Here is a 13,684-nt window from a genome sequence, read left to right as displayed (position 1 = left end):
GGCGCGATGCTCAGCGGGCGCGGGCGTAGCGCAGCAGCAGCAGATCCCCGGCGGGCAACGCGTGGACGAGCCGCATCCGCCGGGCATGCTGGGTGAGCCCCTGGGCGATTCGGCCGGCGCTGCCGGAGACGAGCAGCGGGCTGAGGCTCAAGCACAGCTCGTCGACGAGATCCGCGTCGAGGAGCGAGCCGAAGAGGTGCGGGCCGCCTTCGCAGAGGATCTGCGGGAGTCCTCGCCCGGCGAGCGCATCGCGAACCAGTGCGGCCACGACCCGCTCGGCACCGCAGTCGACCACGTCGGCCACCGCGGACAGCGCGGCTCGGCGATCGGGGTCGGATGCCTCGTGGGTCAGCACGAGTGGTCGACCCGCGGCCTCGGCGAACACCGCGTCGGCCGGATCGAGGTCGAGCGCCGACGACACGATGGCGACACGGGGCGAGTCGGCGAGTCCGTGCTCGCGGCGCCAGGCGATGTTCTCTGCGCGGAGCCGGAGGCCGCCGTAGCCTTCGGCGCGCACGGTGCCGGCGCCGACGAGCACGACGTCGGCGAGGGTGCGCAAGACCCCCATCGCGAGTCGATCGGCCTCATCACCGAGGCCGCCGCTGCGCCCGTCGAGCGTCACCGCACCGTCGAGGCTCATGACGAAGTTCATCCGGATCCGCGGTGTCTCGCGATCGGGCAGGGCATACGCCGCGAGCAGCGCGTCGCGGTCGAGGGCCGGGGCCGCGGCGTTCACTGGTTGTGCTCCAGGAAGACGGGCTCGCGCCATCCCTCGATCGCCTCGACCATGCGCATCGCGTCGACGGTCTCGCGCACGTTGTGCACGCGCACGATGCGTGCGCCCTGCATGACGCAGTAGACCGCAGCTGCGATCGAGCCCTCGATGCGCTGGTCGCGCGGCCGGCCGAGGCTCTCCCCGACGAAGTCCTTGTTCGAGAGTGCGACGAGGGTCGGATAGCCGAGGCTCGTGATCTCGCCGAGTCGGCGGGTCAGCTCGAGCGAGTGCAGCGTGTGCTTGTTGAGGTCGTGGCCGGGGTCGACGATGATGCGATCGGATGCCACGCCTCGCGCCTCCGCGAGCGCCACCCGCTCCGCGAGGAACGCCGACACCTCGGCGACGACGTCCCCGTACCGCGGCGAGGGATACGGCGTACGGGGTTTCGCGAGGCTGTGCGTGACGACGATCGTCGCCCCCGTCTCTGCGACGACGTCGGCCATGGCCGGGTCGTGGATGCCGGTCGTGTCGTTGACCACGTGCGCGCCGGCCGCGATGGCGGCGCGAGCGACCTCGGGGAGGAAGGTGTCGACCGAGATGACGGCACCGGATCCGGCGAGCGCGACGACGACGGGGACCACCCGTTCGATCTCCTCCCCGGCGGGGATCGCCGGGCCGGGGGCGAACTTCGCGCCGCCGATGTCGATCCAGTCGGCGCCCTGCTCGATCGCGAGGGTCGCCGCGGCGACCGCGGCGTCGAGCGCCTCGGTGCGCCCTCGGTCGTAGAACGAATCCGGGGTGCGATTGACGATCGCCATCACGGCGACCTCGCGCGCGAAATCGAACTCACGGGGGCCGATGCGCCGGATCACCGGGGTTCGATTCGCCATGCTGCCGAGTCTTCCACGCCTGCTGCGACGCTCCAATCCACATGTCGTCCGACACACCGGATCGGCGACCCTCGAAGAATGTTCAGGAAAGTTCCAGCCGATGCGCAGAGAATCGTCACATGAGCGACGGACCACGAATTCTCATCGTCGACGACGAGCCCAACATCCGCGACCTCCTCACGACGAGCCTGCGGTTCGCCGGATTCGCGGTGCGTGCGGTCGGCAACGGCGCGCAGACCATCTCGGCGGTACTCGAGGAGGAGCCCGACCTCATCATCCTCGACGTCATGCTGCCCGACATGAACGGCTTCGGCGTCACCAAGCGCCTGCGTTCGGCCGGCTACACCGCCCCGATCCTCTTCCTCACCGCGAAGGACGACACCGAGGACAAGATCACCGGTCTCACCGTCGGCGGCGACGACTACGTCACGAAGCCCTTCAGCCTCGACGAGATCGTCGCGCGCATCAAGGCCATCCTGCGCCGCACGATGCACGCCGAAGAAGACGCCGTGATCCGCACGGGCGAGCTCACGATGGACCAGGACACGCACGAAGTGCTCGTCGGCGACGTGCCGGTCGAGCTCTCCCCCACCGAGTTCAAGCTGCTGCGCTACCTCATGCTGAACCCCAACCGGGTGCTGTCGAAGGCGCAGATCCTCGACCACGTGTGGGAGTACGACTTCAACGGCGACGCCGGCATCGTGGAGAGCTACATCTCCTACCTCCGCCGCAAGCTCGATCAGCACTCCGCTGAGCCCCTGATCCAGACCAAACGCGGATTCGGCTACATGCTGAAGTCCTCCAAGCCCTGACTCAGGAAGGCCCACCTAGACTCGGCCCGCCATGAATCAGATCTCCGAGCGGTGGAACCGCATCTCGCTGCGTACCAAGATCACGGGTGTCACCGTGCTCATGCTCACGCTCGGACTCCTGGTATCCGGAATCGGCACCGCGGCGATGCTGCGCTCCTACGTCGAATCGCAGATGACGTCGAAGCTCGAGGCGATCGCCTCAGGCGACCTGAAGAAGTACCTGACGGGTGCGGTCAACCTCGACCAGCGCGAGTTCACGCCCTCCGAAGAGGTCTTCGTGGCGGTCTACGACGCCTCGACGGGTGACCTGCGCGGCACCAACTGGGCCGGGCGCGACAAGGACGAGCTCCCCCAAGTCCCTGAGAAGCTCACCCAGGCGCGGGTCACCGAGCTCAACGCCTCGAAGTACACGGTCTTCTCGATGGAGGACGCACAGGGCTCACCGAGCTTCCGCGGCGTCGCCGCGCTCATGGTCGCCGACGAGCACGGCGCCTATTCGCCGGTCATCATCGCGATCTCCTCGAAAGACACCGAGCAGCTGCTCGCGATGTACCTCACGATCTTCCTCGGGTTCGGATTCGGGGTCGTGCTCGTCGGCGCCCTGCTCACGCGCATGCTCGTGACCACGACGTTCATGCCCCTCCGCGAGGTTGAACGCACCGCTGCCGCGATCGCCGACGGCGACTTCAGCCAGCGACTCGGCGGCGCGACGCCGAACACCGAGGTCGGGCGGCTGAACCGGTCGCTCAACACGATGCTGAACCGCATCGACCGGGCCTTCCGCGACCGTGCGCGCACGATCGACCAGATGCGTCGCTTCGTCGGCGATGCCTCGCACGAACTGCGGACGCCGCTCGTGTCGGTGCGCGGCTACGCCGAGCTCTATCGCATGGGCGCACTGCAGTCGCCCGAAGAGGTCGGCCAGGCCATGGAGCGCATCGAGAAGGAGGCCATCCGCATGGGCCTCCTCGTCGAGGACCTGCTCGCGCTCGCCCGGCTCGACGAGGCGAAGCCGCTCGACCTGGCCGAGGTCGACCTCGTGCCGCTGGCCCGCGATGCCGCGCTCGACACGATGGCGGCCCACCCCGCCCGCACGGTCACGGTCATCGCGCCCGAAGACCTGAGCAGCGCGGATGCCTCGGGCGAGCCCGCCCCCGAACTCGAGGTCGAACTCGACCCAGCGGCCGATCGCGCCGCGCCGCCGACCGGGCCGATCTCGTTCGCCGGCGCGACGCTCGCCCGGCTCAGGGGTCGCCGTCCGAAGGGCGAAGCCGCGACCACCACCGGCAGCCGCAGAGCGGCAACGAAGTCGAGCGGTTCATCTGCCGCGTCGAAACGCGCCGCCCGCGCATCGGCGGCGGCATCCGCCGCCGCGGCAGCCGCCTCCGAGGCGATCGCCGCACCGTCGACGGCGCGCGCCTCCGCCTCGCCTGGCGCCTCCGGCCAGCCGATGCCGGTTCGCCGCACGGTCGTGCTGGCCGAAGAGAACAAGATCCGTCAGGTGATCACCAACCTGATGGGCAACGCGATCCGCTTCACGTCGCCCGACAGCCCCATCGAGATCCGCATCTCGGTCGACGACGCGGCCGAGCGGGCCATGATCGAGGTCGTCGACCACGGCGAGGGCATCCCGCCGCAGATCCGCGAGAAGATCTTCCAGCGATTCTGGCGCGCCGACACCTCGCGCACCCGCGAGACCGGCGGGTCGGGGCTCGGCCTCGCGATCGTGTCGTCGATCGTGGCGGCGCACAACGGCACCGTCGACGTCGTCGAGACTCCCGGCGGCGGAGCGACATTCCGCGTCTCGCTGCCGCTCGCCGGCTCGGCCGCCGCGCCGCAGTCGGTCACTGCCGACTGAGCCGCGATCCGGCGCGGCGCTCCGACGCCGACCCCGTGCGCCGGCACTCCGCCTCGACAGGCGACGATCGCAGACGACTTCCACGACCGGTCCTTCGACGCCGATTCGTTCACCGGCCGCGCCGTAGCGTGGCGGGCACACCGAACGAAAGGGGCCGAGATGGCCGTCTACCACGTCGATGCCGAACAGGTGTCCGCCGCCACCCAGACCGTGCAGGGCACGATCGGGCGCATCCAGTCAGAGGTGGCATCGCTCCTCGGACAGCTGACCGGGCTGCAGTCGTCGTGGTCGGGTCAGGCCTCGAGCGCGTTCCAGGGCGCGGTCGCCGACTGGCGGGCCACCCAGTTGCAGGTGGAGGAGAGCCTGGCGGGCCTCAACCGTGCGCTCGGCGTCGCAGCGATGCAGTATTCCGACGCTGAACAGGCCAATGCGCGACTGTTCCTGCGCTGACGTTTCGCCGTGAGGTGCCGCGGCATCTCTTCCCTTCACGGCACGGAGTCATAGCATGGGGGCGAGACGTCGCCCTGATGACGGCGCCCCGACCAACGATGAGGGAGCGATGATGTCCGAATCGAACCGACCCGCTGAGCCGCAGTCCTCCGACGAGCCGGGCACGCCCGCCGACGCGGTCGACGCCACCGACGATCTCGAGGGCAGCTACACCGAGGTCGACGGCGAGGGGCCCCACGAGCGCACGGTCGCGGGCGAGTACACCCGCACCGACGGCGCTGCCGACGACGAATCGAGCGTCGGCGACTACACCTCGACCGAGGCGAATCCCGATACCCACGATCCCGCCGAACGACACGGGAAGTTCGTGCGGTCGGAGCCGCCGAAGCCGCACCCCGGCATGCACCACATCTGACGGGCGCACGAGGGCGGTTCAGCTCGGGCCGGCGCCTCGGATCTCGACCTCGGCTGCGAGCCGTGCGCCCGCCGCCTCGAGCCAGCGCAGCGGGTCCGCCATCGCGGGCTCGCCACCGCCGGCGAGCCGCGTCAAGTCGACGGATGCCGCGAATCCACGCGGCTCCGCCGTGATCGCGCCTGCGACGAGCGCCACGGGCACCCCGCACGACGCTGCCAACCGGGCGACCTCGCTCGGCGCCTTGCCCGCCTCGGACTGACCGTCGAATCGCCCCTCGCCCGTGATCACGAGGTCGGCCCCGGCGATGTCCCGCTCCAGGGCGAGGGCGTCCGCGATGAGCTCGGCTCCCCCGCCCATCGCCGCGCCCCAGACGAGCAGGGCGAACGCGGTCCCGCCGGCCGCCCCAGCCCCCGGCGTGTCCGAAGCGACGTCCGGGACGAGGCGTGCGAACCGGGCGAGGTTGGCATCGAGCACGGCGACGGTCGCGGCATCCGCACCCTTCTGCGGCCCGAAGACCGCTGCCGCTCCCCGCTCGCCGAGCAGTGGATTCGTGACGTCGCCGAGGATCAGCGCCCCGCCGCGCGGCAGCGGGCGCAGGCCCGCGAGATCGATCACGGCGAGCGCGCCGAGCCCCCGATTGCCGAGCTGCACCGTCGCCTGATCGGCATCGAGGAATCGCGCGCCCAGCGCCGACAGCGCCCCTGCGCCGCCGTCGGTCGAGGCGCTGCCGCCGAGCGCGAGCAGGAGTCGCTCGACCCCGGTGTCGAGCGCGTCGACGATCGCCTCGCCGAATCCCGCGGAGTGCGCGTCGAGCGGCGCGAGCGGGTCGAGCAGCGTGATTCCCGACGTCGCCGCGAGCTCGACGACGCCCGTGCCGTCGGGCAGTAGAAGCCAGTGCGTGATCACCGCCGACGAGACCGGCCCGCGCACCGCGACCCGCATCCGCCGCGCGCCCGGCACCGCGGCCTCGAACGCGTCGAGCGTGCCCTCGCCGCCGTCGGCCATGGGCCGGGTGATCACCTCGTCGTCGGCACGCACCGACTGCCATCCGCGCGCGATGGCGGCCGCGGCATCCGCTGCGTTCGCCGTGCCCTTGAACGAATCAGGGGCGATGACGACGCGGCTCACCGATCGTTCGCCGTCGGAGCCGGCACACGCGCGAGCCAGTCGAGCGAGGCCGCGAGCAGTGCCCGGTGGCCGGCCGAGCCGTAAGAGCGGCCGTCGTGGCCGAGTGCGTCGTAGACGAGGCGCGAGCGGCCGAACTCCCGCGCCCAGACGAGCGGATGGCGGACGCCGTCGTGCTCGTGCTCTGCGATCGGCTCGATCACGTCGTCGAGCCGGAAGTCGGTGTACCGCTCGTCGAACACCGAGAAGTCCTCGAGCCCGTCGGCGATCGCGTGATTGCCCACGATGTGCACCGCGGCCTCGCCGATCGGCGGATGCCACGAGCTGTCGCGGACCCAACGCGCGCCGAGCGCCCGCTCGAACGCGGGATAGTCGTGCAGGCTCGCCGCCGCCGTGTGCATGGCGAGGATGCCGACGCCACGATCGATCGCCCGTTCGAGGGCGGCGTTGGCCGCAGCGAGCACGGATGGATCTGGCGCGACCTCGGTCTCGCCGCCGGGAGACGGCGCGTGCGGGTCGCCGGCGTTCACGACGATGAGCGCGACGTCGTCGGGCAGGGACGCGAGCACCTCGTCGACCTCGTCGGCGATGTCGACGGCGAACCCGGCCTCTGCGATGAGCTCGGCGAGCGCCTCACTGGTCTCGGAGTGGCGATGCCACGGGTCCGCGTAACGACCGGAACCGTTCAGAATCACGGCACGCATTGGGCCTCCTCGCGTTTCGGGCATCCTATCGCTCAGGCTCGGTGGAGCCCTGTGCCCGGCCGAGCCCTGACGACGCTCACCGTTCCGCGCGCTCGGCGGCGAGCGCCGCGACACCGGCGAGCACGCGATCGACGCCGAACCGCAGCGCGTCGTCGAGGGCCCCGTCGTCGCCGGCCTCCGCGAACGCGCTCGCGGTGCGCGGGTAGAGCTCGGCGCGCGTTGCGAGGATCGAGGCGAGGCCCGCCGCGAGTTGCTGTTCGGGCGCGCCCGTTCGCGCACGTTGCCGGACGAGCGACATGACGTGCCCGACGAGGAGGGTCAGCAGGTCGAGCTTCTCGCCGCCGCGAAGGGGCAGTGCCGCCATCGCACCGAGACCGACCTCGAACCACGCGAGCTCGCCCGGGCCGGGTGCATGCGGCCGCTGCACGAGCTCGACGATCCACGGGTGCGCCAGGGCGCGAGCGTGAACGCCGTCGGCCCACGCGGTCAGGGCGGTGCGCCAGTGCTCCTCGTCGGCAACGACGGGTGCGCCGAGCGCGGTGTCGAGCATGACCGCGTCGAGCTCGGCGCGTCCGGGAACGTAACGGTAGAGGGCCATCTTCGTCGTGCCGAGTCGATCGGCGACGCGCTGCATCGTTACCTCGTCGAGCCCGGACTCGTCGGCGATGGCGATCGCAGCCTCAGCGATGCCGTCGAGCGTGTACTTCGGCTTCGGCCCCGGCTTCCGCCCGGACGGCTGCGACCAGAGGAACGCCGCGGCTGCGACCCGCGACGCCGCATCGGCTTCACCCTCGCTCACGATTCTCCTCCGAACTGATTGCGTCCACTGTACGCGATCACGTTATTGTGTCCATAAGACACAATTAATCGGGCGAAGGAACGCAACACATGACAACCACGAAGATCCTCATCTCCGGTGCGAGCATCGCCGGGCCCGCGCTGGCGCGATGGCTCGGCCGCAACGGCTTCGACGTGACGGTCGTCGAGAAGGCGCCGACGGCGAGGCCCGGCGGCCAGGCCGTCGACTTCAAGGGACGGACGCACCACGCCCTGCTCACCCGGATGGGCATCCTCGATGAGGTGCACGCACGACAGACCGCGAAGACGGACTGGCGCATGGTCGACGCGAACGACCAGGTGAACGCCGTCGTTCCCGGCGAGTTCATCGGCGGCGACATCGAGATCCTGCGCGGCGATCTCGCCGGCATCCTGATCGCACACTCCGCCGCAGACGCCGACTACGTGTTCGACGATGAGATCACCGCGATCGCCGAGTCGGATGCCGGCGTCGACGTCGCCTTCGCCCGTCGACCCGACGAGCGGTTCGACCTCGTGATCGGAGCGGATGGCGTGCATTCGGCAGTACGACGTCTCGTATTCGGGCCCGAGGACCGTTTCGTCGAGACGCGCGGGTTCTACTACGCGGTCGCGAGCGGTCACGCACCGCTCGGCGACCTCGAGACACGGCTCCCCGATGGGCGCGGCATCGCCTACGGGTACAACGAGCCCGGTCGCCTGGCACTCCTCGGCGGCCAGAAGGCGCCGAACCTGTTCGTCTTCAGCGCCGAGCATCCCGACTACGACCGGCACGACACCGCGTCGCAGCGCGCCTTCCTCGACTCCGCGTTCGCGGGCGCCGGATGGCGGGTTCCCGCTGCGCTCGAGGCCAGCCGCGCGGCATCCGACTTCTATCTCGACGCCCTCGCGCGCACCCGGATGACCTCGTTCACGCAGGGTCGCGCGGCACTCGTGGGCGATGCCGGCTACGCGAACACGCTCGGCGGATTCGGTACCGGGCTCGCGCTCATCGGCGCCTACGTGCTCGCCGGCGAACTGATCGCCGCGGGCGGCGACCACGCGGCGGCATTCGCGGCGTACGACCGCCGCATGCGCAAGCCGACCAAGGTCGCCCGCTCGGGCAATGCCGGCCCGTTCCTCGCTCCGGCGTCGCGCCGGCGCATCCGGATGCGCGACTGGACGTTCGCGAACCCGCTCATGTACCGCACCATGACATGGATGACCGACGCCTTCGCGACGGACGACAGCATTCCCGACTACCGGATGCGCTGACGGCCGCCGACGGCAGCTGCCGCCCCGACCGCCTGATCGCCCCCGCGCAGACGATCGACCCCGCGACTACGATGGTTCGATGTCGTTCGACCTGCAGGGATTCCCCGCCGATACCGCGGCGCTCGCCACGCTCGCCGCGAGAGGCCTGGCCTATCGCCTGGTCGACACGGCAGACACCGCCGCCGCATCGGCGTGGGTGGAAGCGGACTTCCGGGGCTTCCACCACAGCCGCCCGCGGCAGATCGAGCTCGACCACGACCTCCGCGTGATCGCCGAGCGGCGGGTGCACGGCGTCTACGACTCGACCATCGTCGACCCCGCCATCCCCGTCGCCACGGTCTCGAGCTGGCCGACGGGACTCAGCGTGCCCGGCGGGCGCAGCGTCGACGCGTGGGCGGTGAGCTCGGTCACGGTCTCGCCGACCCATCGCCGTCGCGGCATCGCCAGGGCGCTCATGCTCGCCGAGCTGCAGAACGCACGTGCGGCTGGCGCCGCGCTCGCGATGCTCACCGCCACCGAGGCCACGATCTACGGCCGCTACGGTTACGCCCCGGCCGCCCGCTCTGCGACGGTGTTCGTCGACCGTCGGCGGGTGCACTGGGTGGGGCCGGATGCCCCGGGCCGCGTGCAGTTCGTCGATGCCGCGTCCATCCGCGAAGCGGCCCCCGCGATCGCCCGCCGAGCGGTCGCGCGCACTCCCGGCGAGATCGACCGCTGGCCCGGCCTGCTCGATCGGGTGCTCGGCCTCCACGACCCCGACAGCGACCGTTCGCGCGCACGACGCGTCGTGCGCTACGACGACGAGCGCGGTCAGGCGCAGGGCTTCGCCGTGTTCCACGTGACGCGCGAGCCGAACGAGCCGGGCATCGCGGAGTTCGACTTCCTCGCCGCAGCGACCGACGACGCCGAGCGGGCGCTCTGGCGGTTCCTCGTCGAGCAGGACTTCGTGTCGGGCACTCGCGGTCTGCTGCGATCGGTCGACGAGCCGCTCCCCTGGCTCCTCGAGGACCCCAGGGCCGTCTCCTTCTCCGACGTCGTCGACCACCTGTGGCTCCGGGTGATCGACCCCGTCACCGCGCTCACGGCGCGGCGCTACAGCGCACCGGGCCGACTCGTGATCGACGTCGACGACCCGATCGGCATCGCGGGCGGGCTCTTCGAGCTCGTCGTCGACGAGGCCGGCCGCGCTGAGGTCTCGGCCATCGGACCGGCGGATGCCGCGGCATCTGCGAAGGGTGTCCGCAGCATCCGACTCGGGGTGCGCGAGCTCGGCGCGATCTACCTCGGCGGGGTGCATCCGTCGGTGCTCGCCCGTGCCGGACGCATCACCGAGCGCTCGCCCGGCTCGATCGCAGCGGCGAACGCCATGTTCGCCGCGCAGCGCGCGCCGCACCTCAGCATCTGGTTCTGAGGCCCCGCGAGCATCAGTCGACGATGGCTGCGACCGCTTCGATCTCGACGAGCTGATGCTCCCAGCCGAGCACGGTGACGCCGAGCAGAGTGCTCGGAACGTCGTGGGCACCGAAGGCGTCGCGCACGACCCGCCACACCGCTCCGAGGTCTTCGCGTCGTGACGACGCGACGAGCACTCGAGTGCTGATGACATCGCCGATCGTGGCGCCCGCCGCAGCGAGCGCACGCGTCATCGTCTCGACGCACGCGGCGGCCTGGCCCGCGTAGTCGCCGACAGCGACGGTCGAGCCGTCGTCGTCGAGAGGGCACGCCCCCGCAAGGAAGACGAGCCGCGCCTCTTTCGGGGCGGTCGCGGCGTAGGCGTACTCGACGACGTCGGAGAGCGTCGAGGCTCGGATCAACTGCACGGCACCAGGCATCCGTCGATGATGGCAGATCGCCGGACCTCGCCGACGCGCGATCGCCTAGATGGTGTCCTGTCGGGGGAAGACGACCTTCTCGACGATGATGATGAGCGAGGCCGCGACCGGGATGGCGACGAGGGCGCCGAGCACGCCGCCGAGCGTGCCGCCCGCAACGGCCGCGATGACGACGAGGGCGCCGGGCACGGCGACCGCGCGGCTCATGATGCGTGGGCTCAGCACGTAGGCCTCGACCTGCATGTAGATCAGGTAGTAGATCGCCGCGGCGAGCGCGGTCTCGGGCGATGCCGCGAACGAGACGAGCGAGATGATGATGGCGCCCGTCAGGGTGCCGACGAGCGGCACGAGCGAGAAGAGGAAGGCGATGAACGCGAGGAGGATCGGTGCGGGAGCCCCGATGATCGACAGGTAGATGAGGCTCAACACGCCGTTGATCGCGCCGAGGCCGAACTGGCCGATGACGTAGCGGCCGACGGAGCCCGTGATCTCCTCCGACACGTCGCGGTAGCCCGGGCGCGAGCTCGCGGGCACGAAACGGGCCGCGTAGCGCTTCATCGAGTCGAGCGACGCGAGGAAGTAGAGGGTGAGGATGAGCACGATCGTCGCGCCCGTGAAGCCGCCGGCGATGCCGGCGCCGACCGCGAGGATGCCGCCGCCGAGCGAGCCGAGGTTCGCGGGGTCGGCGAGCCACTTGCCCGCCGACTCGATGGCGTCCTGGATCGCGTGATCGCTGCCGCCGAGCGTGTTCAGCCACGCCACGAACTCGCTGTTCTGCACGTTCTCGACGATGTCGTCCCAGTTCTCGACGATGTTCGTGGTCTGCTCGACGACGATCGGCACGATCGTCGCGATGAGGCCGACGAAGATGCCGATCACGCCCGCGAAGACGATGAGGATCGCGACCCAGCGGGCCATGCCGCGGCGCTGCAGCCAGCTGACGATCGGGTCGAGGCCGAGCGCGAGGAAGAGGGCGAGGGCGACGTAGAGGATCACGGTGCCGAGCTCGCCGACGATGCCGCCGAGCAGCACCGCGAGCAGCACGCCGAGCGCACCGACGAACCCGATGCGGAACGCGTTGATCCTCACCTCGGGGGCTCGGGAGTCGCCGTCGCTCGTGATCTCCGCCGCGGCGGGAGGCGGCGCGGGCACCGGGCGTTTCGTGCGGATCCTCATGAGTCCGAAGGTAGTGGGCGACGACGACCCGAGCACGTGCTTGACCCGGCGAGTTCGATCCGGTACGACGCGCCGTCCTCGTGCCGATCGCCCGGATCCGGAATGAATCCGGTGCGACGGCGTTGCTTGTAGGTGGGCCGGTACCAGCGCGCCCGCAGACCGAGGGGGAACGTGACCGAGACGACTGCTGTGGGATTCCGTTCGGCGCGCGGGCCGGTGCTCATCTCCGTGATGCTGGCCACGGGCCTCATCGCGATCGATTCGACGATCCTCGCGACCGCGGTCCCGTCGATCGTGGCCGACCTCGGCGGGTTCGCCCAGTTCCCGTGGCTGTTCTCGATCTACCTGCTCGCCCAGGCCGTCTCGGTGCCGATCTACTCGAAGCTCGCCGACACCGTCGGGCGCAAGCCGATCATGCTGATCGGCATCGGCATCTTCCTCGTCGGCTCGGTGCTCTGCGGCTTCGCGTGGGACATGACCTCGCTCATCGTCTTCCGCGCCGTCCAGGGCCTCGGCGCCGGAGCAGTGCTGCCCGTCTCCATCACGATCACCGGCGACATCTACACGGTTCGCGAGCGCGCTCGCGTGCAGGGCTACATCGCGAGCGTCTGGGCGGTCTCCTCGGTCGTCGGCCCCACCCTCGGCGGCCTGTTCGCCGAGTTCGCGTCGTGGCGGTGGATCTTCTTCGTCAACATCCCGCTCTGCCTCATCGCCGGGTGGATGCTCCTCCGCTCGTACCACGAGTCCGTCACCCGCGAGAAGCATCGCATCGACTTCGCCGGAGCGACCGTGCTGACGATCGCGTCGACCCTGGTGATCCTCGCGGTGCTCGAGGGCGGACAGGCCTGGGAGTGGCTCTCGTGGCAATCGGTCGGAGCGTTCACGATCGGCGCCGTGCTGCTCGTCGCGTTCGTGTTCATCGAGCGTCGAGCGGCCGAACCGGTGCTTCCCCTCTGGGTCTTCTCCCGGCGGCTCATCGTGACGACCTCGCTCATCTCGCTCGGGGTCGGCGCCGTGCTCATCGGGCTGACGTCGTACGTGCCGACCTTCCTCGAGGCGACGGCGGGCGCGTCGCCCCTCGTGTCGGGACTCGCGGTCGCCGCGCTCACGCTCGGCTGGCCGATCGCCGCGAGCCAGGCCGGGCGGCTCTTCCTCCGCATCGGATTCCGACGGACGGCGCTCATCGGCCTGACGATCACCGTGCTCGGCTCGGCCGCGCTCGTGGCGGCCTCGCTCACGCCGAACGTCTGGACCACCGCGATCGCGTGCTTCATCGTGGGCCTTGGCCTCGGGCTCGTCGCCTCGCCGACGCTCATCGCCGCGCAGTCGTCGGTGCCGTGGTCGGAGCGCGGCGTCGTCACGGGCGCCAACATGTTCCTGCGCTCGATGGGCAGCGCGGTCGGCGTCGCGATCTTCGGGGCGGTCGCGAACGGCGTGATCGCCCGCTCGGGTCTCGGCGAGCACTCCCCCGTCGCGATCCACGGGGCCTCGACGGCCGTCTTCGTCGCGGTGCTCGTCGCGGCGGCCGTCACGATCGCGGGCGGCGTCGCGATGCCGAGCGCGCATGTCGACGACGTCGAGCACCAGCCGGCAGGAGAACCGGCGAAGGCGTGATCGAACCCGCGGGCACCTGAGCA

The 13,684-nt window shown here is 70.7% G+C and carries 14 protein-coding genes; 7 read left to right on the top strand and 7 right to left on the bottom strand.

Features of this window, described 5'->3' with window-relative positions; all coding sequences use genetic code 11:
• Positions 1-10: 10 nt before the first annotated feature.
• Together ACFCVM_RS18865 and folP are read right to left on the bottom strand one after the other, a co-directional pair.
• On the bottom strand, positions 11-736 hold the full coding sequence (locus tag ACFCVM_RS18865; RefSeq protein ID WP_375838270.1) for a pyrimidine reductase family protein: 726 nt from the start codon (positions 734-736) through the stop codon (positions 11-13).
• A complete protein-coding gene (folP, locus tag ACFCVM_RS18860; RefSeq protein ID WP_375838269.1) occupies positions 733-1,605 on the bottom strand; it encodes a dihydropteroate synthase in 873 nt (290 codons plus the stop codon). The genes ACFCVM_RS18865 and folP overlap by 4 nt, the downstream gene beginning before the upstream one ends.
• Before the next feature lie 119 nt (positions 1,606-1,724).
• On the opposite strand from folP, the gene ACFCVM_RS18855 reads away from it, so the two are divergent.
• The 4 genes from ACFCVM_RS18855 to ACFCVM_RS18840 all read left to right on the top strand — a co-directional run bounded on the left by ACFCVM_RS18855 (position 1,725) and on the right by ACFCVM_RS18840 (position 5,140).
• Complete coding sequence (locus ACFCVM_RS18855; protein WP_022894322.1) at positions 1,725-2,417, top strand: response regulator transcription factor; 693 nt, start codon at positions 1,725-1,727, stop codon at positions 2,415-2,417.
• Positions 2,418-2,448: 31 nt separating this feature from the next.
• Positions 2,449-4,275 carry an ATP-binding protein gene (locus ACFCVM_RS18850; protein WP_375838268.1) on the top strand — a complete coding sequence of 609 codons (1,827 nt, stop codon included), beginning with the start codon at positions 2,449-2,451 and terminating at the stop codon, positions 4,273-4,275.
• Positions 4,276-4,434: 159 nt separating this feature from the next.
• The gene (locus ACFCVM_RS18845; RefSeq protein WP_375838267.1) at positions 4,435-4,725 is read left to right on the top strand and encodes a WXG100 family type VII secretion target; all 291 of its coding nucleotides are present in this window, start codon (positions 4,435-4,437) and stop codon (positions 4,723-4,725) included.
• Between the two features lie 109 nt (positions 4,726-4,834).
• The gene (locus tag ACFCVM_RS18840) at positions 4,835-5,140 is read left to right on the top strand and encodes a hypothetical protein (protein ID WP_375838266.1); all 306 of its coding nucleotides are present in this window, start codon (positions 4,835-4,837) and stop codon (positions 5,138-5,140) included.
• Positions 5,141-5,158: 18 nt separating this feature from the next.
• Here the strand turns inward: ACFCVM_RS18840 and ACFCVM_RS18835 are convergent, their stop codons facing one another.
• From ACFCVM_RS18835 to ACFCVM_RS18825, 3 genes are all read right to left on the bottom strand, one after another.
• A complete protein-coding gene (locus tag ACFCVM_RS18835) occupies positions 5,159-6,268 on the bottom strand; it encodes a glycerate kinase (protein WP_375838265.1) in 1,110 nt (369 codons plus the stop codon).
• Positions 6,265-6,969 (bottom strand): ThuA domain-containing protein, encoded by a 705-nt coding sequence (locus ACFCVM_RS18830; RefSeq protein ID WP_375838264.1) that lies wholly within the window; start codon positions 6,967-6,969, stop codon positions 6,265-6,267. The genes ACFCVM_RS18835 and ACFCVM_RS18830 overlap by 4 nt, the downstream gene beginning before the upstream one ends.
• Before the next feature lie 76 nt (positions 6,970-7,045).
• Positions 7,046-7,768, bottom strand: coding sequence for a TetR/AcrR family transcriptional regulator (locus ACFCVM_RS18825; RefSeq protein WP_375838263.1), 723 nt, complete (start codon positions 7,766-7,768; stop codon positions 7,046-7,048).
• 89 nt (positions 7,769-7,857) lie between these two features.
• Between ACFCVM_RS18825 and ACFCVM_RS18820 the strand changes: the two genes are divergently transcribed.
• Together ACFCVM_RS18820 and ACFCVM_RS18815 are read left to right on the top strand one after the other, a co-directional pair.
• On the top strand, positions 7,858-9,039 hold the full coding sequence (locus ACFCVM_RS18820; protein ID WP_375838262.1) for an FAD-dependent monooxygenase: 1,182 nt from the start codon (positions 7,858-7,860) through the stop codon (positions 9,037-9,039).
• Between the two features lie 79 nt (positions 9,040-9,118).
• On the top strand, positions 9,119-10,450 hold the full coding sequence (locus ACFCVM_RS18815; RefSeq protein WP_375838261.1) for a GNAT family N-acetyltransferase: 1,332 nt from the start codon (positions 9,119-9,121) through the stop codon (positions 10,448-10,450).
• Between the two features lie 13 nt (positions 10,451-10,463).
• Here the strand turns inward: ACFCVM_RS18815 and ACFCVM_RS18810 are convergent, their stop codons facing one another.
• Both ACFCVM_RS18810 and ACFCVM_RS18805 read right to left on the bottom strand, forming a co-directional pair.
• Entirely contained in the window at positions 10,464-10,871 is a 408-nt protein-coding gene (locus ACFCVM_RS18810; protein WP_375838260.1) for a RidA family protein, read from the bottom strand.
• 45 nt (positions 10,872-10,916) lie between these two features.
• Positions 10,917-12,047 (bottom strand): AI-2E family transporter, encoded by a 1,131-nt coding sequence (locus ACFCVM_RS18805; RefSeq protein WP_375838259.1) that lies wholly within the window; start codon positions 12,045-12,047, stop codon positions 10,917-10,919.
• A gap of 231 nt (positions 12,048-12,278) precedes the next feature.
• Between ACFCVM_RS18805 and ACFCVM_RS18800 the strand changes: the two genes are divergently transcribed.
• On the top strand, positions 12,279-13,661 hold the full coding sequence (locus ACFCVM_RS18800; protein WP_375838324.1) for an MDR family MFS transporter: 1,383 nt from the start codon (positions 12,279-12,281) through the stop codon (positions 13,659-13,661).
• The last annotated feature ends 23 nt before the right edge of the window (positions 13,662-13,684 follow it).

It is taken from the genome of Agromyces sp. NPDC056389, from assembly GCF_042262385.1.
Classification (GTDB): domain Bacteria; phylum Actinomycetota; class Actinomycetes; order Actinomycetales; family Microbacteriaceae; genus Agromyces.
Note: the sequence above shows the minus strand (reverse complement) of the source record. Positions and strands in the feature narration are given on the sequence as shown.